The sequence below is a fragment of the Synechococcus sp. RC10B2 genome (assembly GCF_047502635.1).
The window spans coordinates 37,640-59,219 of the sequence record NZ_JANSHO010000006.1 but is presented as its reverse complement, the minus strand read 5'-3'; the positions used below and the strand labels follow the sequence as shown (position 1 = coordinate 59,219).

The following is a 21,580-nucleotide window of genomic DNA, read 5'->3' as shown; positions in this document are numbered from 1 at the left end:
GGGCCATTTCAAAAGCAAAAAACCCGTCGCTAGCCCAAAGCAACCCCCTCGGCGGCATGGCCATTCGCCGGCAACTGGTTGAGATCCAACTGCCAAAGCTGAAATTGCTGCGGCTTCCCGGCCTTGGGCACTTGCAGCCAGACCAGTCCCCTTTGCCCCACCTGCAACACCTCGGATCCGACGGGCACGGCCACCTGGGCCAAGGGATACCCCCCCTCGCTATACAGCCAGAGGGAAGAGAACTCCTCCCCCTCGCGACACAGGAGCAGCACGCCCCAAGGGGCCTTGGCCATTTGCAGGGGCCACCCCTTCAAAAACCAGCGGCGCAGCCGCAGCGGGTTGACCTGCACCGAGCAAAGGTGGGGGCAGCATCCCTGGCCTCCTCCATCCCCGCCGGCAAAAAGCAGCCGCTCCCCCAAGCTGAGCACTCTCCCCCTGGGATCCAGGGGTAGGCGATAGCGCAGCGGCTGGGAGCCCGTCTGCGGAGGCCAGGCCGCCGGATAGGGCAACACAGTCATTTCCACCCACTGCCGCCCCAATCCCGCCAACAGCACCAGATGCTCCGAGAGAGCCAGCAAGCGGAGCAGGGATCCCGTTGGCACCTGCCAAGGCCAGCGAAAGTAGCAGTGGAACTCCGGAAAAGGTTGAGCTACGGTTGGCCCAGCCGGCAGCCATTGCACTGCCCCAATTTCTTTGGCAGTGGCCCAGACCAACTCCTGCCGCTCCGCCAGCCAGGTGGCTCGCCAATCCTCCGCAAAACTCAGCAAGGTACGGACGCGCGCGGGACTCAGGTGCAAAAGGTTGCTTTTGGAAAAAGCCAAAGCCTCCGGGAAGCTCGGCAAGGGCAGCACTTGCTGCAACGGTTCGGCCAAGGAGAAACAGGCCAGAGGCGGCGCTCCTGAGGCAAGGGTCTGCAGATCCAGCCACTCCAGCCGCTGAGGGGTTACCCGCAGCAGCAGCGGGGATCGGGAGCCGCTCGGATCTTCACAGATGCAGAACTTTTGCTCAGGCAGGGACTCCATCCCGCCCTCGCCAACAAAACCCGGATCCGGCAGATCCCAGACCTGCAGGCCGGGAGGTGACCGCCTGGACAGGCGAGGGCCGACCCAACAACCGGCTGGCTCCTGCCACTCCCGGGCAAAGGTTGCCAGGGCCGAACGCATCTGGGCCGCGGTGCGAAACCGCCGCAGGGGCAACTTGCGCAACGTGATCTCCAGCAGTTCCTGCAGCGGGGCCGGGATCCCTTCCGGACAGACAAACGGCTGGTTGAGGTGGGCGTGCATCAACTGGCTGGGGGAGCCGGAAAAGGGTCGCCGGCCCGTCAACAGCTCCAGGAGGATGATCCCCACCGCGTAGAGGTCAGAAGCGGGGCTGAACTGGCCGTAGAACCGCTCTGGCGCCATGTAGGCGGGGGAGCCGGTGGCAGAGATCTCGCCGGGAGCAGGCTGGGGGTGACGAGCGATGCCAAAGTCCGTCAGCTTCAGTTGCCAACCCTGGGGCGTGGGCTTGAGCAAGATATTCTCTGGCTTGACATCGCAGTGGATTACCCCCTGTCGATGGGCATGATCCAAGCCGGCCAAGATCTGATCCACAAAGCCCAAAACCTGCTTGACCGGCAGCCACAGCCCCCGCTCCACCTGGTCGATCAGCTCCCGCAGCGTGCCCCCTTCGCAGTACTCCAACACCAAATAGCGCCCCTCACGGGCATGTTCGAGGGCGTAGCAGCGGGTGATGTTGGGGTGGTTCAATGTCAGCAGGTAGCGCAGCTCCCGCAGCAGGTTGGGGGTGGGAAAGCGCTCTGCCGGCAGCTCCTTGAGGGCCACCAGATCCCCCCCGTGGCGGGGCCGGGCACAGAACACGCGCCCATACTGCCCTTGGCCGGCCAAACCCAAAATTTGGTAGCTGTCGTGAATCGACTTGGTGGTACGGGTGCGTCGGGACACGGCCCCAGGGGAATCCATACCGGCACTTTGTATCGTTATATCCCCTGCCCGCTCTCTTCTTGTCCTAATCTCGGCACGGGAACGCTGGACACCTAGGCACCTTTGCCGACAGGGCTGCTCCCCCTGCACCCCCCAACAGAGAGCTTAGGAGCCGGTTAACTGCTTGAGCAGCTCCGCCGCGTGAGCCTCCACCTTGACCTTGGTGATGATGGCCTCGATCTTCCCCTCCGGATCGATGACAAAGGTGGTGCGGTGAATGCCGTTATAGACTTTGCCCATGAACTTTTTCGGGCCATAGACGCCGTAGGCGCTGGCCACCTTGGCCCCCTCGTCCACCAGCAGCGGAAAGGGAAGCTGCAGTTTTTGGGCAAACTTTTGGTGGGAACGGGCGTCGTCGGCGCTCACCCCCAAGACGTGGATCCCGTGCGCCTGATACTCGGCGTAGGCATCGCGAAAGCCACAGGCTTCTCGGGTGCAGCCGGGAGTGTTGTCCCGCGGGTAGAAGTAGAGCACCACCCGCCGGCCCCGCAGCTGGCTCAGGCTGACCAAATTGCCCTCGGCATCGGGCAGGGTAAACTCCGGCGCCGGATCCCCAACAGCAAGAGCCATAGACGGGATCCCTCCTCAGGTGGATTTTTTGGGGGAGAGGATCATCGTGATGTTTCGCCCTTCCTTTTGGGGGGGCTGCTGCATTTCCGCCACGCCTTCTAGGTCTTTGAACAAGCGCTGCAGCAACTCTTCCCCCAACTCGGCGTGCTGGGCCTCGCGACCGCGAAACATCACCGTGGCTTTTACCTTGTCTCCATCCCCCAAAAACTGCTGAGCGCTGCGCAGGCGGACGTGGTAGTCGTGCTCGCCGATGTTGTAGCGAAACTTCACTTCCTTGATCTCGGCGGTGTGTTGTTTTTTGCGGGCCTCCCGTTCTTTTTTCTCCTTCTCAAACTTGAACTTGCCGTAGTCCATGATGCGGCAGACGGGAGGATCCGCCTTGTCGCTGACCAAGACCAAGTCCAGATCTTTTTCTTCGGCCAGGCGCAGGGCTTCGCGCGGGCTCATGATCCCCAACTGGGTGCCATCGGTGTCGATGAGGCGAATTTTGGGGAAGCGGATGCGCTCGTTGATGGCCGGCAGCTCTGCGCGCTGCTTGCGGGGCAAGCGGTCAAGTGGACGTTCTACGGACAAGTTTTCCTCTCTGTGAACAACAACCTAGATGGTAGTACTCAGAGAATAGCAGCCTCTTTTGCGCCGTTGCTGGCCGACGGACTTGCACCCCCAAGTGGTCTATCGGCCAGGAGGGCAAGGCATGCTGCACCTATACTAGCCGGCATTTTTTGTTTTCTTCTAGGGGTTCGCCGACCCACTGGAAGGAAGAAGGATGCTGGATTGGGGCAGCAACCGCGGTAGGATAACCAAAGTGGCGCTCCTGCCGGTGAGAGGGCAGGGGGGGGCTTGTTTTCCGGTTAGCAGGGAGGGCAAAAGTGGTGCAGCTCGGTTTAACGGAACGGGAACTGAAAGAGTTGGCCCAAAAGTCGGTGCAACTGATCCTGAGCCCGCGAGAAGGAGATAGCGAGGCGCTGGCTCAGTACAAAGCCTCGGCCGAATTCCGGGCAGGAGTTCATCTGGCCTGCGCGGCCATGGTGCTCGTCTTGGCGGAAAACAACGAGCGGATTAGCCAGCAGTTGGCTGCTCTCCAGGAAAAGGGATCCCTACCTCTACAGGAACCTTCCCAAAAACCTGCCAGCTAGAGCTGTGCCATGGTTCCAGAGACAGACCCACTGCAAGTGCGCAGCGAGCGGGACGCGATGGGGGAGCGGCAACTGCCGCAGTCGGTGTACTACGGCATCCAAACCGCCCGCGCCCTGGAGAATTTTCCCATCAGCGGCCTCAAGCCGCTGCCGGAGTACGTGGAGGCCTGCGTGCTCATCAAAAAAGCGGCGGCGGAGGTCAACGGCGAGCTGGGCTGCATTCCCCCCGACGTGGCCAAGGCCATTGTCCAAGCGGCAGACGAGATCCTCCAGGGATCCCTGCGGGATCAGTTTGTGGTGGATGTGTACCAGGCCGGGGCGGGCACCTCCCACCACATGAACGTCAATGAGGTGTTGGCCAACCGCGCCCTGGAGATCCTGGGAGAGCCCAAGGGGCGCTACGAGCGGGTCAGCCCCAACGACCATGTCAACTACGGCCAATCCACCAACGACGTCATCCCCACCGCCATTCGCCTGGCGGCCCTGCTGCGGGTGCGGCGGGATCTTTTGGGCACGCTGGACAACCTGGTGGCGGCGCTGGAGCAGAAAGCACAGGAGTTCCACGGCATTCTCAAGGCGGGCCGCACCCATTTGCAGGATGCTGTCCCCATAAGGCTGGGAGATAGCTTCGGCGCCTATGCGGCCATCTTTGCCCAGCACCGCCGCTGGATCGAGGAGGCCAGCCAGGCTCTGGGCAGCTTGGGGCTGGGGGGCAGCGCCGTCGGCACCGGCCTCAATACCCATCCCCAGTACCGGCAAAAGGTGGTGCAACGGCTGGCAGAGTACACCCAGTTGCCCCTTACCCCGGCCCCCCATCCCATGGCGGCGATGCAGAGCATGGCCCCCTTTGTGCACCTGTCGGGATCCCTGCGCAACCTGGCCCAAGATGCCATCAAAATGGCCAACGACCTACGCCTGATGGATTCCGGCCCCAAGACTGGCCTCAAAGAGATCCAACTGCCGCCGGTACAGCCCGGCTCCTCCATCATGCCCGGCAAGTACAACCCGGTGATGGCCGAGATGCTGAACATGGTCTGCTTTCAGGTGATCGGCCTGGACACCGCCATTCTCCTCGCCGCCCAGGCAGGCCAATTTGAGCTCAACGCGATGATGCCGCTGATTGCCTATAACCTCCTGCATAGCTTGCAGATCCTCAACAACAGCCTGCGCGTCTTTACCGAGCGCTGCGTCCGCGGCATCACCGCCCAGGCGGATCGCTGCCGCAGCTATGCTGAGGGGACGCTGGCTTTGGTGACTGCCCTCAATCCCTACATTGGCTACCTGCAGGCGGCAGAGGTGGCTAAGATCTCCCTGGAAACCGGCAAGCCCATCCGCCAGATCGTGTTGGAGCGCAACTTGATGAGCCCGGAACAGGTGGCCAAGGCGTTGAATCTGGAGGCGATGAGCCAGATGCGCTCTTAGCCCCTCCGCGAAAAGGGCAATTAGCCCTCTCGCCTGCCCCTTCCCCCTAGACTAAGTAAGACTCTCCTTTGCCAAGGCAGGCCATGACCGGAGAACGACTGAGCTTGCGGACGAAGCTGGCCTATGGGGTGGGGGATCTGGGCACGGGCATGACGGCCAGTATCCTCATTTTTTTCCTGCTGCCCTTTCTCACCAACACCGTCGGCATGGCAGCAGGCTTGGCCGGCAGCATCTCCGCCCTCACCCGCTTTTGGGATGCCATCAACGATCCCATCATCGGCCTCCTCAGCGACCGCACTCGCAGCCGTTGGGGTCGCCGCCGCCCCTGGCTCCTGTTTTCAGCCATCCCTTTTGGCCTAACCTTCGTAGCGCAGTGGTGGATCCCTTTTCCCGGTCGAACTGGGCTTCTGTTTGCCTACTACCTGGCGGTGTCGCTGCTGTTTAACGCCTTCTACTCGGCTGCCAACATCCCCTATGCCTCCCTGACGGCGGAGCTGACCCAGGATTACGACGAGCGCACCCAGCTTAACCAATTCCGCTTTGCTTTCTCGGTGGGGGGCAGCATGGTTGCAGTGGCCACCTTTCCCCTCTTGGTTAACCTGCTGCCGGATCGAGCTAGTGGGCATTTGCTGGCAGGGAGCTGTTTTGGGGTAATCTCCACTCTGCCTCTAGTGCTCTGCTTTTGGGGGGTGCGGGAACGGCATCAGTCCTGGCGGGATCCGCTGCCTTTGCTCCAGCAGTTGGGGGTGGCCCTCAGCAACCGCCCCTATCTATTTGTAAGCGGCATCTACCTATGTTCCTGGCTGGCATTTCAGTTTACGGCCACCATCATCCCCTACTTCATCGTTTTCTGGATGGACTTGCCCGAGGTGTGGATTTCCCTGGTGGTGCTGGCGGTTCAGAGCGTTGCCGTGCTGACCCTGTTTGCCTGGACGCGACTGAGCGCCCGGCTAGGCAAGCGCGCCATGTACCTGATCGGGGCGGGGTTCTGGTTGATCGCGCAGGCAGGCCTGTTCTTCCTACAGCCCGGCCAGGAGCAGCTCATGATTGCGCTGGCGTTGTTGGCAGGAGCAGGGGTTTCAGCCACGGCCTACCTTGGCCCCTGGTCGATGTTGCCAGATGTCATTGACCTGGACGAGCTGCAAACCGGGGAGCGGCGGGAAGGGATCTTCTATGCCTTGATGGTGTTCCTGCAAAAAGTAGGCCTGGGGCTGGGGCTGTTTTTCCTGGGGCAAGTTCTAGATTGGGCTGGCTTTATCCCTTCGGTAGCTGGAGAGCCTCTTCCTTCCCAGCCCGAATCAGCCTTGCTGGCCATCCGCCTCGCCATCGGCCCCCTGCCGGCAGTGGCTTTAATCGGTGGGATCCTGCTGGTGTGGCTGTACCCCATCACCCGGCAGCGCCACCGGCAGATCCTAAGGGAATTGGAGGCAAGACGAGCGGGAGCTGCTCCTGAGGGATCCCCTTAGACAGGGGGCCGCTTCCCGTCTGTCAGTTGAGGATGATGCGCAAGCCACTGCCGGAGGGCTGCACCGGCTCGGAGTTGGGCAGAATCCGCAGGCCGCTGCCGGAAGGCTGGATCACAGGGTTGTCAGTATTGACGAAGAAGGTGTTGGAGCGGCCATCCCGCTCGTAGACCACCACGTCGTTGGGGTTGAACTGGGAGCGGCAGATGATGGGAGAGTTGTCGGCAGCGGTGGCGGCGCTGCAGCGGTAGCCAGGGGCAGAGACCACTTGGCCCTCTGCATCGAGGGAAAAAGGAACTCCCCCAGGCGGGATCGGAGCCAAGAGCGGCTGGTCGGGGTTGAGGATGACCGAGCCACCGGTGCTGGGTTCGACCAGGATCCCGCGCCCGTCGATGACGATCCGCTGGGCTTGTGCAGGGACGACCGCCCCCAAGAGCAGAGCCAGGCTCAGGCTGAGTTGGAGGGGAATAGACAGCTTCATCGGATATCTCCTTTGGCCCAGGGCCATCCCACTTTTTGGGATCCATCGGCCATCCCCGATGGGATCCTGACTTGATCTTGGCCCAGGCAGAGGGAGCACCCCAGGGCGGAAGCCGTCACCTCGGTTGCCAGGATGGGCACTTTGGCCTCGGCTCGACTACCCCAGCCCCAAGCGGCCCAGCGCCAGCCCCACCACCAGCATGCCCAACACCAGAAAAGGCTGAGCGCTGGCCTGGTATTTGACGTCGTTGTTGAGGGGATCCCGCAGCAGGTACATGTCTTGGAAGGTGATCTGCGGGATAATCAGCAGCACCAAAATTGCGGCGTAGAGCTTTAGGCCAGCTCCCAGCAAAAACGAGGCCATGCCGAACTGAAACAGGTCGATCATCAGCGCCGCGATCCAGGCCGCCCCCATCGCCCCAAACATCACCGGCAAGGAGGCGAGGCCAAATTGTCTATCCCCCTCCATGCTTTTGAAATCGTTGACCACGGCGATCCCCAGGCCGGCCAAGCTGTAGATCAGGGTCAGAATGCAGATTGTCCAGTTCAGCTCGCCAAAGAGGGCATGTCCCGTCCACCAGGGCAGGGCGATGTAGCTGGCCCCCAGGGCGTAGTTCCCCAGCCAGCCGTTGCGCTTTAGTTTCAGGGGCGGCGCCGAGTAGATGTAGGCAATTAGGGCTCCCGCCAGGGCAATGCAGGTGATCACCGGAAAGTCGTGGCCGGTGTACCAATCCAGGGCATAGGCCAACGCCAGCCCCAGGATCAGCAGCACCCAGATTTGGATGACCACCCGCCGCAGGGAGATGGCCCCGGAAGGGATGGGGCGATAGGGCTCGTTGATGGCGTCGATGTCGCGGTCGTAGTATTCGTTCAGGGTCTGGGTGTAGCCCGTCATCAAGGGGCCGGCCAGGATCATGCCCACCAAGATGAGGGCCACGTTTTCCCAAGTCCAGGTGAAGTGGCCGGAGGAGGCCGCTCCCGGAATCAGGCCCCACACCAGCGGGATCCAGGTCACGGGCTTCATCAGTTGCAGGTGGACTTGCCAAACGGAGCGAGACTCCACCTCTGCCCCTTTCATGCCCAAGAGTTGGCGGACACGCCGGGCGGCGGATCCCTTGTCGGCTTCAGGAGCCGGGGCGGTTTCTGCGCCAGGACCCACAGCAGGGGCCATTTCGTCTGCCGTCGGCGCCCAAGATGGCTCTTGAGAGGTGCTTTCGCTCATGGTGGGGTGCGCAATCAAACTTCAACAACGGGGATACCCACCCCCATTCTGAGGCATCTTCCCACATTCCTCAAAACTTTCCTCTACACAATCTGCGCTGCCACGAATAGGGAGTGGTGCTGGGCCGGGATCCGCTCTTTCTCGGCTGCCGGGATCACCAGGGGGGGCTGTCGGGTATAGTTGACGGGATCCCGGAACCAAGGTCGGCTGTAAGTGTTGTAGAGGAGGGGCCGGGGAGCAGCAGAACGATTGGGCCGGCCCAGGTGAATCAAGCGGTAGTCGAACAGCAGGCAGGATCCCTTGGCCAGCGGCGGATCGACAAAGGGCATCTGCCGGGCCAGCTCGGTGTAGTGGGCCTCGAAAACAGCGTGGCTGCCAGGCCAGAGGCGGGTCATGCCGTTCTCTTCGTTGACCTCCACCAGCGGGATAAGCAAATTCAGGGCATAGCAGGGGACGATGGCATCTAGAATTGCGTCGCCGAAGAGGTGGGAGAGATCCCGGTGAACCTGTTGATCGGCGGATCCCGGCAGAGAAACTACCACCCCCAGCCCGCTCAGGATCAGGCTTGATCCCAAGATTCGCTGCAAGATAGGCAGGATTAAGGGATGGGCATAGAGCAGGGGATCGTTAAAGGGCCCCTCCAGGCGCACCGTCACCATCACTCGTCGATTGCCCACCAACAGGGCGTCGGGGTGGTTTTCGTGGGTGCAGTAGCGGCTGTAGGTGGTCAGAAAGCTACTGTGTAGCTTGTCGATGAGCGCCGTGGGGAAGATCTCCGGCAGCACCAGGTAGCCCTCGGTGGAAAACAGGTGAAACGCCTGCTCTACGGTCTCTGGATCCGGCTGCCGGCGCTCCCGCTCGGCATGGCTAAAGTGCACCTGGGCTAACACGAGCCTTTACTCCTTCTGCAAGCTGGCCACTGCCATGAGCATGCCCCGCGCTTTGTTCAGGCATTCTTGGTACTCCCGCTCCGGATCCGAGTCGGCCACGATGCCCGCCCCGGCTTGGATGCTCACCTGGTCCCCCTGAACCAGCAGGGTGCGGATGGTGATGGCGGTGTTCAGTTGGCCGGCAAAGTCGTAGTAGCCATAGGCGCCGGCGTAGGGGCCGCGGCGACACCCTTCCAGCTCGTGGATAATCTGCATGGCGCGGATCTTGGGAGCGCCAGTAACCGTGCCGGCAGGAAAGGTGGCCCGCAGCAGATCCCAGGCGCTGTAGCGGGGATCCAACTGCCCCACCACATTGCTGACGATGTGCATCACGTGGCTGTAGCGCTCGATCTGCATCAGGTCGTCCACCTGCACGGATCCCAGGCGGCAGACCCGCCCCAGGTCGTTGCGGGCCAAGTCCACCAGCATCACATGCTCTGCCCGCTCCTTGGGATCCGCCAACAGCTCCTGCTCCAACTGGCGGTCTTGGGCGGGGGTGGCGCCGCGGGGGCGGGTGCCGGCGATGGGACGCACGGTGGCGATGCGCTCTTCCCCTATCCGAGTGAGCTTGACCATCACTTCTGGGCTGGAGCCGACAAGGCAGAGATCGCCAAACTGGAAAAACGCCATGTAGGGGGAGGGGTTAATCAGCCGCAGGGAGCGGTAGAGCCGGAAAGGATCTCCAGCAAAAGGGGTGGTGAAGCGCTGCGAGAGCACCACCTGAAAGATCTCGCCAGCCCGGATGTAGGCTTTGGCCTGCTCCACCGCCTGGCAGTAGGCGGCGCGGCTGAGGGTGCTGGGGGGAATGGCATCGGGCAGTTGCGGCTTCCAGTCGAGGCTGAGGTGGGCAAGAGAAAGGGGGGCGCTGAGCTGTTGCACCAACTGTTCCACCCGCCGGCAGGCTTGGGCGTAGGCCTGCTCCGCCGGCTGCTGGCGTGTGTCGGCAAAGGCCACCACCCAGATCTTGCGCTTGACCTGGTCGAAGATCAGGATGCTGTCCACCTGCATGAGGATAGCGTCGGGGGGATCCCCCGGCTGCAGGGGGTGAATGGGCACCTTGGGCTCGATCCAGCGAATCAGCTCATAGCCCCAGTAGCCAAAGAGCCCGCCGATGCTGCTGGGCAACTCCGGCAGGTGCACCGGCTCATAGGGCTGCAGGCAGCGGGCCAAAACGGCAAAGGGATCCCCTTGGTGCTGCTCTCGATGCCCATCGCGGTGGATCTGCAAGGCCTGATCCCCGCGCACCTGCAAAACCCACAAAGGGTCGCAGCCGAGGAAGCTGTAGCGGGCCACCTGTTCCCCTCCCTCCACCGATTCCAGCAGAAAGTTGTAGGGCCGCCCGGCACAGACCCGGTACCAGGCAGAGACAGGCGTTTCCAAGTCCGCCACCCATTCTTGGTAGACCGGGATGAAATTGCCCTGTTGGCTGAGGGCGAGGAACTCCTTCAGAGAAGGGGAGATCATGGCCTGCACCTTCGCTTGCCCCTCTGACTTTACCTTAAGGGGGGAGCTCCAACAGCACCGCCACCGATTAAGCTGAGGGGGGCCTTTCTCTGAGCAACCTTGCCATGCACACCCCATCGCAGATCCTTCGCGAGCGCCTGCGCTTTCAAGGCCACAAGTACACCTTTGTCAGCCAGCGCTTGCGCTTTCCCAACGGCACCGAAGGGGAGCGGGAGTACCTCCTCCACCCCGGCGGCGTGGTGGCCGTGCCGGTCACTGCCGAAGGCAAGTTCGTCTGCATTCGCCAATATCGCTTTGCCGTCGCCGCCTACCTCTACGAGTTTCCCGCCGGTACCGTCGAGCCAGGGGAACATCCTGATGAAACCATTCGCCGCGAGCTGGAAGAAGAAACCGGCCTGCGCGCCCACCGCTGGGATCCCCTCGGCCAATTTTATCTGTGCCCCGGCTATTCCAGCGAGATCATGTACGCCTACCTGGCGCGGGATCTGGAAGTGCTGGATGCTCCACCGGCCAAGGATGAAGATGAAGACATTGCGGTGGTGGAGCTTTCGCCTGCCGAACTGACAGAAATGGCCCGTTTTGGCCTGGATTTCGACAGCAAATCCATCACCTGCTTTTGGCGGGCCCAGTTGTTTTTGGCAGCGGAAAATGCGGCCTTTGCGAGCAGGAACAAGCCCTAGGCATGGCCATCCTGCGCCTTGCCCAGCCCCCCTCTCCCCCTGGGAGAAGGGAGCGGGGGATCCCTGCCGCCAACAGGCTTAACCTCTACAGCAAAGTGGCGGCATAGTGGGCAGCCCCTATCAAGCCCACCTGGGCGTTCACCACCACCTGCACTGACAGTTGCTCCAGCAGAGTGCGCATCCGTCCCTTATCCAAAAAGGAGGGCAAAAACTCTCCCTCCCGCAACAGGCTCAGGAGCTTGGGCGCGATCCCGCCGGCGATGAACAGGCCCCCACGGGGCAGCAGGTGCAGGGCAAAATTGCCGACAGCGGCCCCATACAAGCTGGTAAACAGCCGCAAACACTCCACCGCCAAGGGATCCCGTCCCTCCAGGGCGGCATTGGCAATTTGGGCGGCTGGGTCGACGGGGCTGGCTCCCCTTTCCCAGGCGGCAATTTGGGCCAGCAACTGCTCCTCTCCCTGGCCCCAGCGGCTATCCCGCAGAAATTGATAGATGGCCACGATCCCCTGCCCCGAGACCACCCGCTCGGTGGAGACGCGCCCATGTCGTTGTTGCAGATACCGCAGCAGCTCCCATTCCAAAGGGGTCCGTGGAGAAAAATCCACATGCCCCCCCTCGCTGGCATGAACCTGGTAGCCGCCTTCTCCCCAGGTGAGGTAGGCCTGCCCCAGCCCTGTGCCCGCCCCGATGACGCCGATGGGCGCCTGGGGCTGCCGCTCTCCTGTCTGCAGCGTTTCCAGATCCTGATCTCGCAGGGCCAGCACCCCATAGCCTACGGCGCTGAAGTCGTTGATCAACGCTAGGCGGGGGATCCCCAGCTCCGCCGCCAACTGGCTTGAGTGCAGGCTCCAGGGCAGGTTGGTGATTTTGGCCCTCTGTCCCCCGGCTCCTGGACTGCTTTTTTCTTCCACTACGGGGCCGGCCACAGCAAAGCAGGCGGCAACCGGTTGGGGATCTCGCCCCAGCTCCTGCCGTGCCTGGGCCAGAAACTCCAGCACCACCGGGGTGAGGTTGGGATAGCTCTGGCTGGCGTAGCGGCAGTGGTAGAGGCTGTGATCGGGATCTTGGGCATTGAAGAGGCTGAGGCTGGTCTTGGTGCCCCCGATATCTCCCGCCAACAGCAACTCCATAGTGTTTTCCGGGCAGCGCGTTATTCTCACCCTGACATTTTCGGCAGTACCCTGGCAACGCCGGCCCCTCTCGGCCGGGGCGGGAAAGGGCAGGGAAGATGCTATGTTAACTGATGTAAAAGTTTCTAAGATTGCGTTTTGTTTCCTACCTCTTGTTCGCCGCCTCTCCAAGAAGAGCCTTCCCTGGCCTCCCAGGGCCCAGTCGGACGGGAGATTCCCCGTTCTTCTCTGCGAAGGCGGTTTCCCTCTCACCACGCCATCGGGGGAGCGGCGGCTGTGCTGGTGTGCCTACCCGTTTTTGTGGCAGCGCCCCTGGTGCGCTATAGCCCTTGGCTGAGCTTGGCGATGACTCTAGGCTGGCTGGGCCTTAGCTGGCGGCTCTACTCGCGGCCCCGCACCCGCATCTGGGGGGATCTGCTCTACGGCTTCACGCTGACTTGGCTGGCAGGATCCCTGTATTGGGGATGGCTGCGCTTTGAGCCTCTTTGGCACATGCCTGTGGAAGCCTTGGGGATCCCGATTGTCTGGTGGGGGACACGGCGACGGTTTGCCCGCATCGGTACCTGGTTTTATCTCGGCTCCCTGTGGGGTACGGCGGTTACAGATCTCTACATTCACTCGGTGGGGCTGCTGCCTGAGTGGCGGCAGGCGATGCAGTTTGACCGGTTGGAGCAGGCGGTTGTCCCTTTTAGGGCGGCCCTCGACAAAATGGCTACCCCCTGGGGCCTGGGTTGGGGCATCGGCTTGGGCCTTCTGTTGCTGGGTGTTGGATTGTGGAGAGTGCAGGGATCCCGCCGCTTGCACCACTGGGCATTTGCGGGAGCAGTGCTGAATACCCTGTTGGTGGATGGGCTATTCGGCTGGGGGGCAGCTCTGCTGCGGTGAGCCAACCACCTCTGCGGTGCTGACCCAGAAAATGGCGGCGCAAGGGACAACATTGAGGCCTGCAGAGGAGCCTGCCTACCGTTGTTTGGAGTTTCTACGTAGCGCTTTGTTGTGGCCAGGTAGCCGCGAAGGATCTCTTCCTCCCCAGGGAAGGTAGCTGACTTCTCCGGTGGGAGCAGTCCTCCAGCCTAGGAAAGAGTTCTCTGGCTTACCCCTGGGCGAAAGCCAGCTATAGGGGCGGGGAGAGCGTCAAGGTCAGTCGGGTGTCGGTACGCCTGTTCGGCAGGAGGCAGCTCCGGCAGCGGTGCCGGCTGGGGGAAAAAGTCGATGACCTCCCAGCTCTTGGCATCGGGAGAGGGATGGGCCAGTAGCCACCGTTCGGGCAGGGTTTTGGGCTGCGCTCCCCCAGGGGAAGGGGAACTTTGCGCCTTCTGGTGGGCCAGGGTGAGCTGGAAGGGATCCCCCTTGCGGCGGTAGGGGCGGCGGGATCCCGGTGGCTTGACAATTACGGTATAGGTGCCGCTGAGGTGGTGGCCTTCCAGTTTCTCTCCTGAGGCCAACAGCAGGGGTTCACGGCGATCCTGACGAATTTGGACATCCTGCACTTCCAAACGGCCTGCTAAGCGGTCGCTGCCCACCAGCGAGGCAACCGGCTCAGCCGGGTGGGAGATCTGGTAGGCCAGAGCCTGCTGCACAACCGACTTGGGAGGTCGGGGGCCACAGCCCCCCAGTAACCCCAACAGCCCAATGGCCAGGAGGCTCATCAGGCAACGCAGGCTATTGCGCAGGGCCTGCCCCCTATGGCGCCGGCTTCTCTCCGGTTTTGCCATGGCCTCCTCCCTAAGCAATCTCTGTTGGCATCGTGGCCAAGCCCCTCAGACGACTGCCACGGTGGGGTGCTGCTTCAAGTACTCGGTATTGACTCCCGACTCGCGGGTGAGAGCTACCAGGCCGGTGCGGGCAATCTCCCGAATGCCGAAGCTGGTTAACATCTTGATGATGGCCACCATTTTGCCCGGATCCCCTGTCACTTCCAAAGTCAAAGACTCTTCCGCCACATCCACAATCCGGGCACGGAACATCTGCGCCACGTCCATGATGGCCGAGCGAGTTTCGATGCTGGCGTTGACCTTGACGAGCATCAGCTCCCGTTCTACACAGGGGACATGGGTAATGTCGGTTACTTTCAGCACGTCGATCAGCTTGTAGAGCTGCTTGGTCATCTGCTCCACATCGTGCTCATCCCCCTGCACCACCATGGTGATGCGGGAGATGCCAGGCCGCTCGGTGGGGCCAACGGTGAGGCTGTCGATGTTGAAGCCCCGGCGGGCAAACATGCCGGCGATGCGGGTTAAGACCCCGGGCTGATCCTGCACAAGAGCGCTGAGGGTGTGTTTCACGGCAGCCACAGAAGGAGGTGGGAAAAATCCAACTGCAGATCAGGGGAATTGAGATGGCGATAAGCAAATTTTACGCCAGTTTCGCGGCAATGTTCTGAGGGGATCCCTTCGACCTCGCTAGCCAAAGGCTCCGGGATCTCCGTCCAAATCCTGGAGCTGCCGCAAAGATCGATGCGCCTGTTCCTGCAAAACTAGGTTGTGGTGTTGGCGGCTGACCTGCAAAGCGGCTTGCCAACTGGAAATAGCCGTTGCCCTATCTCCCATATTTCCGTAAGCCAGCCCCCGACCGTACAAGCCGTACTCGTCGGTGGGATCCCCGAGGTTGCCGTCGGCTTCCAAGCGAAAGGCCTGGTCGTAATCGTCGAGGGCAGCTTTGATCTCCCCCAGCTCGTAGAGAAGATTGCCCCTGATGTAGAGAACGTGGGGTTGGCAGGGTTCTGCCTCGAGGCTGCGGCTGAGGTCGGCAATGGCCTCGTCATAGCAATCGGCCCAAGCATAGGCAACGCCCCGCCCATAGTGGTGGGCCGGACAGGGATCCCAGCGGATGGCCTGGGACCAATCGGCCACAGCCGCCTCCCATTCTCCCAGGTAGCCGTACACCGTAGCGCGGCAGGCATAGGCAGGCGCCGAGGTGGGATCCCGACAAATGGCCTCGTCCAGGTGAGCTAGAGCTGAAGGCAGGGATCCCTGTTGCCTGAGCAGGTTGGCCAAGCGGAGGTGGTGGGGGGCGCTAGGATGCCGGCGTACTACCTCGGCAAGCTCGGCTATTGCCCCCTGCAAATCCCCCTGCAACTGAAGAAGGAGGCCGCGGTAGAGATAGGACTCTGGCCGGCGCGGGGCCAACCGGGTGGCTTGGTCGAAGTCCGCCAGCGCCTGGGGAAGTTGGCCGAGTTCGAGGTAAACCTGGCCGCGCAGAAGGTGGGCGTTGGTCAGACAGGGATCCTGCTGCAGCGCCAGGTTGAGCTGCTCGACAGCCCCTATCAGATCCCGGTTCAGCCACCGTTCGCGACCCCGGTTGTAAGCCAAGATGGCGGGGCGGGTGAAGGCTGAAATGGCTGCCGCACTGGCCAGACCCATCACTGCCGAGAGGCGATCCTGCCGCCAACTGGCCAAGCCCCCCAACAGCAGGGCAGCCGCGAGCAACAGGCGCAAACCGGCCGAGTCGTGGGCTTTGAGCATGGCATCAACCCGGAGCTGGTTTCTCTGATTCTGCCTGATTGGGCAGCGAGAAACACCCATCCGCACGAATTTGGGGAGTCTCTCTTGTTCAGGCTGGATCCGCATAGGAAGGGGATCCCTGCTGTTCCCCTTCCTTCTCCCTTTTGGGTGGAACGGACATTCTAGGCCCAGAGCATCAGCCGCAGCTCATAGGGATCGTGCATGTCAGGATGAAAGGGCAGCAGGCGGATGGCCAGCCCCTGCAAGCCGCTGGCCTCGTAGCGAATCTGGCCGGAGAAGATGGCCCGATCCTCCACCGTCTCCACGTAGCGCAGGGGGGTTGCTTGGCCGTTCCGGATCTGGCCGTTGTCGTCCACCGGCCCCTGGTAGGCCTGGACGATGACATCCTGGGGTTGCAGGGATCCCAGCCGCACCTCAACGGTCACCGTGAGGGGATCGCGGGCCATCACCACTTGGTCGTTTTGCGCCGAGGGGAGGCCGGCGGCGGAAGCTTTCTTGGGGGGTTCGACCTGGACATTGACAACCCGAATGTTGTACCAGTTCTCCTGCAGATGGCTGCGCCAGCGGGTAAACTGGCGAGCCGACTCGAAGTTATCGCGGCGCATGCGGTCGAAGTAGTTGCTGAGGGGAATGTAGGCCCGCTCGGCATACTCCAGTACCATGCGCTGGGTGCTAAAGCGGGGGCAGTTGAGCTGAATGGCCTGCTTCATGCGCCGAATCCAGGCGTGGGGCAGGCCATCGCTACCGCGCTGGTAAAACAGAGGGGCAACCTCCTGTTCCAGCAGGTCGTAGAGGGCGTTGGACTCCACCTCGTCTTGGTAGGCGCGATCCTCGTATTCCTCGCCGCGGCCAATGGGCCAGCCGGTCTGGTAGTAATCGGCCTCATCCCACCAGCCATCCAAAATGCTCAGGTTCTGTCCGCCGTTGGCCGCCGCCTTCATGCCACTGGTGCCGCTGGCCTCGCGGGGGCGCAGGGGGGTGTTTAGCCACACATCCACCCCGGCTACCAGCAGGCTGGTGATGTACATGTCGTAGTCTTCGATAAACACCAGCCGCTGGCGAAACTCCGGCTGGCGCGACACTTGCACAATTTGCCGGATCAGCTCCTTGCCGGGGTTGTCGCGGGGGTGGGCTTTGCCGGCAAAGATAAACTGCATCGGGTAGCGGGGATGGTTGAGCAAGGCTTTGAGCCGTTCCAGGTTGTGAAACAAGAGGGTGGCCCGCTTGTAGGTGGCAAAGCGGCGGGCAAAGCCAATGGTGAGCACTTCCGGGTTGAGGGCTTCAGAGGCCCACTGAATTTCCACCGCTGAGGCCGCCCGCTTTTGCAGTTGCTCCACCAGGCGCTCGCGAACGAAGTTGATCAGGCGCGAGCGGCTGCGCTCGTGGGCCCGCCACAGCTCCCCATCCGGGATCCGATCCACTTTCTGCCACAGGGGATCCGAGGGGGGAGCCTCCGCCCAATCCGGCCCCAGGTAGCGATCGTAGAGGGCCTGGTTCTCTTCCCCCACCCAGGTGCGGGCATGCACCCCGTTGGTGATGGAGGTAATCGGCACTTCCTCCAGCGGGATCTCGGGCCAGAGGCGGCTGAACATCTTGCGCGAGACCGACCCGTGCAGCTTGCTGACGCCGTTGACAAACGAGGCCATGTTGATGGCCAGCACTGCCATGCTGAAGGGGGATTGAAAGTCGCCGGTGTTTTCGCGGCCCAGGGCCAAAAAGCGCTCCCGGCTCAGGCCCATCTGGCTGTAGTAGAAGCCGAGGTAGTAGTCGATTTTGTCGGGCGGGAACAGGTCGATCCCGGCAGGTACCGGCGTGTGGGTGGTAAACATCTGGCTGGACTTGGCCACCTGCCAGGCTTCTTCAAAGCTCAACCCCTGCTCCACCATCAACAGGCGGATGCGCTCCACCGCCAAAAAAGCCGAGTGCCCCTCGTTCATGTGGTAGACGGTGGGATGGATGCCGAGGGCGCGCAAAGCCCGCACGCCGCCGATCCCCAACATGATCTCCTGGTGGATGCGCACATCCTGGTCGCCGCCGTACAGCTCATCGGTGATGTCCTGGTCGTACTGGCTGTTGGGCTCGATGTTGGTGTCCAGCAGGTAGAGGGGCACCCTCCCCACCGTCACCTTCCAAATGCGGGCGAACACCTTGCGGTTGGGATAATCCACCTCAATGCGAATTTCGCGGCCCTCCGCATCTCTCTGCAGCTCCAGGGGCATGTTAAAGAAATCGTTAACTGGGTAGCGTTCCTGCTGCCAGCCGTCGGGGTTGAGGTACTGGCGGAAATACCCCTTTTGGTAGAGCAAGCCCACGCCCACCAGGGGCAAGCCCAGGTCGCTGGCCGCCTTGAGGTGATCCCCGGCCAAAACCCCCAAGCCGCCTGAGTAGAGGGGTAGACAATCCGCCAAACCAAACTCGGCCGAAAAATAGGCATAGCATTCCCCCTCCACCGCTTGGGCCGAACGATACTTGCGATACCAAGTGTCCTCCTGCAGGTAGCTCTGCAGTTGTTGGCTGGCCCGTTCCAACTGGGCCAAAAAGCCGGGATCCTCCGCCAACTCATCCAGCCGTTCCTGCCGGATCCGACCCAGAAGAGCCACCGGGTTGTGGGCACAGGCATCCCACAGATCGGGATCCATGCGCCGGAATAGGCTGCGGGTTTCTACGTTCCAACTAAAATGCAGGTTGTAAGCCAACAAGCGCAGACTTTCCAGCGGAGTAGGCAGGTAGGGAGTGACCTTAAACGTGCGTAGCGGCTTCATAAAGACTGGGAGGAGCGTTGTTTCCACTGTCAGGCTACCTTGCCCTCAGCCTGAGGGCGTGGCTTTTTAACTTGAATGTCGATTTGTAATCCAGTGGATGCCGAGCTGTAATCCAACGGCTGCTCGAACTCCCTCAGGGCTCTATTTGGGATGGATCCGACTGCGCCCCTGGCCGATACGATCGCTGCCATTGCCACTGCGGTGGTGCCTGAACAGGGCAGCGTGGGGATTGTGCGCCTTTCCGGGTCACGAGCCCTTCCCATTGTCCAAGCCATCTTTACCCCTGCCCGCCGCAACGCAGTCTGGGAGAGCCATCGGCTCCTCTACGGCTGGATCCGCGACGAGAAAGGCCAAATCCTAGACGAAGCGCTGGCTGTTTGGATGCAGGCCCCCCGTTCTTACACCCGCGAAGATGTGGCAGAGCTGCATTGCCACGGTGGCATCATGGTGGTTCAGGCCACGTTGCAACAATGCCTGCGGCAGGGGGCGCGGTTGGCCCAGCCGGGGGAGTTTAGCCTGCGCGCTTTTCTGAATGGCCGCATTGACCTCACCCAGGCCGAGAGTGTGGCCGATCTGGTGGCGGCCCGCTCCCCTCAGGCGGCCCGGATGGCCCTAGCAGGCTTGCAGGGTAAGTTAGGGGGATCCATTCGCGCCCTGCGCCAGGAGCTGCTGGGTTTATTGGCAGAAATTGAGGCTCGCATCGACTTTGAAGAGGATCTGCCCCCCTTGGACGTTGCTGCTTGGCAGGCCCGGCTCCAAGCTATACAAACCCAGATCCAAGCTCTGCTGGCCACGGCAGAACGGGGACAACTGCTGCGCACCGGGGTGAAGGTGGCCATTGTCGGGAGGCCCAATGTGGGCAAGTCCAGCTTGCTCAATGCCTGGTCAGGACAGGATCGGGCCATCGTCACCGATCTGCCCGGCACCACCCGCGACGTGGTGGAATCCCACCTGGTGGTGAAAGGGATCCCCGTTCAACTGCTGGACACTGCCGGCATCCGCGCCACCGAAGATCCGGTGGAACGGCTGGGGGTGGAGCGCTCCCAACGCCTAGCCCAGGCTGCCGATGTGCTGGTGCTGGTCATCGACGCCCAGGCCGGCTGGACGGATGCCGACGCCGCCATCTACGCGTCCATCCGCCACCGCCCCCTCATCCTGGTGATCAACAAAACCGACCTCGCCCCCGCCGACAAGATCCGCCTCCCGCCCGAGATCGCCTACCGCGTCCCCGCCGTCGCCGCCCAAGGCCAAGGGATCCCGGAGCTGGAAGAGGCCTTGGAGCAGCTTGTGACTCAGGGGCGGCCCCAGCCCAACCTGGAGGTGAGCCTCAACCAACGCCAGGCCGCCGCCCTCCGCCAGGCCCAAGCCAGCCTGGAACAAGTCGTTCAGGCTATGCAGGCGCAGCTCCCCCTCGATTTTTGGACCATCGACCTGCGCGGCGCCCTGCACGCCCTTGGCCAAATCACCGGCGAGGAGATCTCCGAAGCGGTGCTGGATCAGATCTTCAGCCGCTTCTGCATCGGCAAGTAAGCGCTTGCTAACTCATACTCATTCCGAGTTTGTGTTAGTATGGACTCAGTCGGGAATCAGCAGGCCCCAGAGCCGAGGCGGATCCCAGATAATGGAAACACAACTTAGGAGGTTGGCTATGGTTACCGCCGCAAAAACCCGTCTCTACCCCACCCAGATCGACTTGCCGGCGGAGGCCCGCGCGCAACTGGTGGAGCTGCTCAACCAGTCCTTGGCGGACACGCTGGATTTGAAAACTCAGGTGAAGCAGGCCCACTGGAACGTCAAAGGCATGAACTTCATCGCCCTGCACGAGATGTTCGACACCTTTGCCGGCACTCTGGAGAACTACGTGGACATGCTGGCGGAGCGGGTTACAGCTTTGGGGGGCATTGCCCGCGGCACGGCCCGCATCGTCGCCCAAACCTCAGCCTTGCCGGAGTACGACCTGACGGCTGAAGACGGCCGGGCTCACCTGCAGGCTTTGGCGGCCCGCTACGGCCAGTATGCCGCTTCGGTGCGCCGCAACATCGACCGCAGTACCGAACTGGGGGACGCCGATACCGCCGACCTGTTTACCGAGATCTCGCGCCAGATCGACAAAGATCTTTGGTTGATCGAGGCTCACCTGCAGGCGTAACGCTGGCAAGGCAAATCTGAAGAGGCAAGCGGGATAGGCAAAATGGGCGTCAACGCTCCCCTCCTGTACCTGGTGGCTTTGGCCGGTATCCTCAGCGTGGTGGGCTACTTCGTCCTGCGCGAGGTGCTGCGGATACGGGCCCAGGAAAGAGTCATCCGGCAGCTCCAGCCCCGCCTGAGCAAAGGCAAGGGATCCCCGCAGGAGCACTACGAGTTGGGCAGCGTCTATCTGCAAAAGCGCCTCTACGACCAGGCCATCGTCCAGCTTAAAAAAGCTCTAGAGGTGGCTGGGGAGAACATTCCCCCCGTCTGCAACGCCCTCGGCTTTGCCTACTTCAGCCAGGGGCAATACGACTTGGCCATCCGCTACTACAAAGACGCGGTGGCAGCGGATCCCGGCTATGTAACCGCTTGGAACAATCTGGCCCATGCCTACGAGAAGAAAAATCTCTACGGCCCTGGCCTCGAGGCCTACGAGACGGTGCTGCAACTGGATCCGAAGAATGCCATTGCCAAGCGCCGCGCCGAGTCCCTGCGCAAACGTTTGCGGCCCAGCCCCCGCGGCTGACCGTGTTTTATCTGGGTAGATGTCTGCGCAGATATGTATAAATATGTATAAATACTTATGGCAGCTCGCCTATCGATTGGCGGTAGCTGCTCAATCCCGACTATTGGAGTTGCTTCTTTTCCCCTCACAAGAAAGGTGAAATCTTGAGAGGGAATGGA

20 protein-coding genes are annotated in these 21,580 nt (G+C 62.0%); 8 read left to right on the top strand and 12 right to left on the bottom strand.

Going from position 1 to position 21,580, the window contains the following annotated elements:
* Positions 1-29 precede the first annotated feature (29 nt).
* From NW855_RS00810 to infC, 3 genes are all read right to left on the bottom strand, one after another.
* Complete coding sequence (locus tag NW855_RS00810; protein ID WP_414346705.1) at positions 30-1,943, bottom strand: serine/threonine-protein kinase; 1,914 nt, start codon at positions 1,941-1,943, stop codon at positions 30-32.
* Positions 1,944-2,087: 144 nt separating this feature from the next.
* A complete protein-coding gene (gene bcp / locus NW855_RS00805) occupies positions 2,088-2,552 on the bottom strand; it encodes a thioredoxin-dependent thiol peroxidase (RefSeq protein WP_011430959.1) in 465 nt (154 codons plus the stop codon).
* Positions 2,553-2,567: 15 nt separating this feature from the next.
* Positions 2,568-3,125 (bottom strand): translation initiation factor IF-3, encoded by a 558-nt coding sequence (gene infC / locus NW855_RS00800; RefSeq protein WP_011430958.1) that lies wholly within the window; start codon positions 3,123-3,125, stop codon positions 2,568-2,570.
* Positions 3,126-3,421: 296 nt separating this feature from the next.
* On the opposite strand from infC, the gene NW855_RS00795 reads away from it, so the two are divergent.
* The 3 genes from NW855_RS00795 to NW855_RS00785 all read left to right on the top strand — a co-directional run bounded on the left by NW855_RS00795 (position 3,422) and on the right by NW855_RS00785 (position 6,576).
* The gene (locus NW855_RS00795; protein WP_011430957.1) at positions 3,422-3,688 is read left to right on the top strand and encodes a hypothetical protein; all 267 of its coding nucleotides are present in this window, start codon (positions 3,422-3,424) and stop codon (positions 3,686-3,688) included.
* 9 nt (positions 3,689-3,697) lie between these two features.
* Positions 3,698-5,110, top strand: a complete 1,413-nt coding sequence (locus NW855_RS00790) for an aspartate ammonia-lyase (protein ID WP_041438484.1) — start codon at positions 3,698-3,700, stop codon at positions 5,108-5,110.
* Between the two features lie 83 nt (positions 5,111-5,193).
* On the top strand, positions 5,194-6,576 hold the full coding sequence (locus NW855_RS00785) for an MFS transporter (RefSeq protein ID WP_414508256.1): 1,383 nt from the start codon (positions 5,194-5,196) through the stop codon (positions 6,574-6,576).
* Between the two features lie 22 nt (positions 6,577-6,598).
* On the opposite strand, the gene NW855_RS00780 is transcribed toward NW855_RS00785, so the two are convergent.
* The 4 genes from NW855_RS00780 to trpE form a co-directional block, all read right to left on the bottom strand.
* Positions 6,599-7,054, bottom strand: coding sequence for a hypothetical protein (locus NW855_RS00780; protein ID WP_011430954.1), 456 nt, complete (start codon positions 7,052-7,054; stop codon positions 6,599-6,601).
* Positions 7,055-7,210: 156 nt separating this feature from the next.
* A complete protein-coding gene (gene chlG, locus NW855_RS00775) occupies positions 7,211-8,275 on the bottom strand; it encodes a chlorophyll synthase ChlG (RefSeq protein WP_071813560.1) in 1,065 nt (354 codons plus the stop codon).
* 83 nt (positions 8,276-8,358) lie between these two features.
* Positions 8,359-9,165: a phytanoyl-CoA dioxygenase family protein gene (locus NW855_RS00770; RefSeq protein ID WP_414508255.1), complete on the bottom strand. Its 807-nt coding sequence runs from the start codon at positions 9,163-9,165 to the stop codon at positions 8,359-8,361.
* Positions 9,166-9,171: 6 nt separating this feature from the next.
* Positions 9,172-10,668, bottom strand: coding sequence for an anthranilate synthase component I (gene trpE, locus NW855_RS00765; protein WP_011430950.1), 1,497 nt, complete (start codon positions 10,666-10,668; stop codon positions 9,172-9,174).
* A 104-nt stretch (positions 10,669-10,772) separates the two neighbouring features.
* Between trpE and NW855_RS00760 the strand changes: the two genes are divergently transcribed.
* The gene (locus NW855_RS00760) at positions 10,773-11,348 is read left to right on the top strand and encodes an NUDIX hydrolase (RefSeq protein WP_011430949.1); all 576 of its coding nucleotides are present in this window, start codon (positions 10,773-10,775) and stop codon (positions 11,346-11,348) included.
* An 85-nt stretch (positions 11,349-11,433) separates the two neighbouring features.
* On the opposite strand, the gene NW855_RS00755 is transcribed toward NW855_RS00760, so the two are convergent.
* Positions 11,434-12,480: a glucokinase gene (locus tag NW855_RS00755; protein WP_414508254.1), complete on the bottom strand. Its 1,047-nt coding sequence runs from the start codon at positions 12,478-12,480 to the stop codon at positions 11,434-11,436.
* A gap of 138 nt (positions 12,481-12,618) precedes the next feature.
* On the opposite strand from NW855_RS00755, the gene NW855_RS00750 reads away from it, so the two are divergent.
* The gene (locus NW855_RS00750; RefSeq protein WP_414508253.1) at positions 12,619-13,365 is read left to right on the top strand and encodes a DUF3120 domain-containing protein; all 747 of its coding nucleotides are present in this window, start codon (positions 12,619-12,621) and stop codon (positions 13,363-13,365) included.
* Between the two features lie 188 nt (positions 13,366-13,553).
* On the opposite strand, the gene NW855_RS00745 is transcribed toward NW855_RS00750, so the two are convergent.
* The 4 genes from NW855_RS00745 to glgP all read right to left on the bottom strand — a co-directional run bounded on the left by NW855_RS00745 (position 13,554) and on the right by glgP (position 18,706).
* Positions 13,554-14,195: a hypothetical protein gene (locus NW855_RS00745; RefSeq protein WP_414348416.1), complete on the bottom strand. Its 642-nt coding sequence runs from the start codon at positions 14,193-14,195 to the stop codon at positions 13,554-13,556.
* A gap of 45 nt (positions 14,196-14,240) precedes the next feature.
* Positions 14,241-14,765: an acetolactate synthase small subunit gene (ilvN, locus tag NW855_RS00740; protein ID WP_011430944.1), complete on the bottom strand. Its 525-nt coding sequence runs from the start codon at positions 14,763-14,765 to the stop codon at positions 14,241-14,243.
* A gap of 117 nt (positions 14,766-14,882) precedes the next feature.
* Positions 14,883-15,944, bottom strand: a complete 1,062-nt coding sequence (locus NW855_RS00735; protein WP_011430942.1) for a tetratricopeptide repeat protein — start codon at positions 15,942-15,944, stop codon at positions 14,883-14,885.
* A gap of 161 nt (positions 15,945-16,105) precedes the next feature.
* Positions 16,106-18,706 carry an alpha-glucan family phosphorylase gene (gene glgP / locus NW855_RS00730; RefSeq protein WP_414508252.1) on the bottom strand — a complete coding sequence of 867 codons (2,601 nt, stop codon included), beginning with the start codon at positions 18,704-18,706 and terminating at the stop codon, positions 16,106-16,108.
* Between the two features lie 150 nt (positions 18,707-18,856).
* On the opposite strand from glgP, the gene mnmE reads away from it, so the two are divergent.
* The 3 genes from mnmE to NW855_RS00715 all read left to right on the top strand — a co-directional run bounded on the left by mnmE (position 18,857) and on the right by NW855_RS00715 (position 21,422).
* Positions 18,857-20,236, top strand: a complete 1,380-nt coding sequence (mnmE, locus tag NW855_RS00725; protein WP_414508251.1) for a tRNA uridine-5-carboxymethylaminomethyl(34) synthesis GTPase MnmE — start codon at positions 18,857-18,859, stop codon at positions 20,234-20,236.
* 118 nt (positions 20,237-20,354) lie between these two features.
* Positions 20,355-20,855, top strand: a complete 501-nt coding sequence (gene dps / locus NW855_RS00720) for a DNA starvation/stationary phase protection protein Dps (RefSeq protein WP_011430939.1) — start codon at positions 20,355-20,357, stop codon at positions 20,853-20,855.
* Positions 20,856-20,897: 42 nt separating this feature from the next.
* Positions 20,898-21,422: a tetratricopeptide repeat protein gene (locus NW855_RS00715; RefSeq protein ID WP_011430938.1), complete on the top strand. Its 525-nt coding sequence runs from the start codon at positions 20,898-20,900 to the stop codon at positions 21,420-21,422.
* The last annotated feature ends 158 nt before the right edge of the window (positions 21,423-21,580 follow it).

What these genes read in the sequence shown, in the direction of transcription:
- bcp (WP_011430959.1), bottom strand. Translation starts at nt 2,552, where the DNA reads ATGGCTCTTGCTGTTGGGGATCCGGCGCCGGAGTTTACCCTGCCCGAT.
- NW855_RS00790 (WP_041438484.1), top strand. Translation starts at nt 3,698, where the DNA reads ATGGTTCCAGAGACAGACCCACTGCAAGTGCGCAGCGAGCGGGACGCG.
- NW855_RS00785 (WP_414508256.1), top strand. Translation starts at nt 5,194, where the DNA reads ATGACCGGAGAACGACTGAGCTTGCGGACGAAGCTGGCCTATGGGGTG.
- NW855_RS00780 (WP_011430954.1), bottom strand. Translation starts at nt 7,054, where the DNA reads ATGAAGCTGTCTATTCCCCTCCAACTCAGCCTGAGCCTGGCTCTGCTC.
- chlG (WP_071813560.1), bottom strand. Translation starts at nt 8,275, where the DNA reads ATGAGCGAAAGCACCTCTCAAGAGCCATCTTGGGCGCCGACGGCAGAC.
- trpE (WP_011430950.1), bottom strand. Translation starts at nt 10,668, where the DNA reads ATGATCTCCCCTTCTCTGAAGGAGTTCCTCGCCCTCAGCCAACAGGGC.
- NW855_RS00760 (WP_011430949.1), top strand. Translation starts at nt 10,773, where the DNA reads ATGCACACCCCATCGCAGATCCTTCGCGAGCGCCTGCGCTTTCAAGGC.
- NW855_RS00755 (WP_414508254.1), bottom strand. Translation starts at nt 12,480, where the DNA reads ATGGAGTTGCTGTTGGCGGGAGATATCGGGGGCACCAAGACCAGCCTC.
- NW855_RS00745 (WP_414348416.1), bottom strand. Translation starts at nt 14,195, where the DNA reads ATGGCAAAACCGGAGAGAAGCCGGCGCCATAGGGGGCAGGCCCTGCGC.
- NW855_RS00735 (WP_011430942.1), bottom strand. Translation starts at nt 15,944, where the DNA reads ATGCTCAAAGCCCACGACTCGGCCGGTTTGCGCCTGTTGCTCGCGGCT.
- glgP (WP_414508252.1), bottom strand. Translation starts at nt 18,706, where the DNA reads ATGAAGCCGCTACGCACGTTTAAGGTCACTCCCTACCTGCCTACTCCG.
- mnmE (WP_414508251.1), top strand. Translation starts at nt 18,857, where the DNA reads ATGGATCCGACTGCGCCCCTGGCCGATACGATCGCTGCCATTGCCACT.
- dps (WP_011430939.1), top strand. Translation starts at nt 20,355, where the DNA reads ATGGTTACCGCCGCAAAAACCCGTCTCTACCCCACCCAGATCGACTTG.
- NW855_RS00715 (WP_011430938.1), top strand. Translation starts at nt 20,898, where the DNA reads ATGGGCGTCAACGCTCCCCTCCTGTACCTGGTGGCTTTGGCCGGTATC.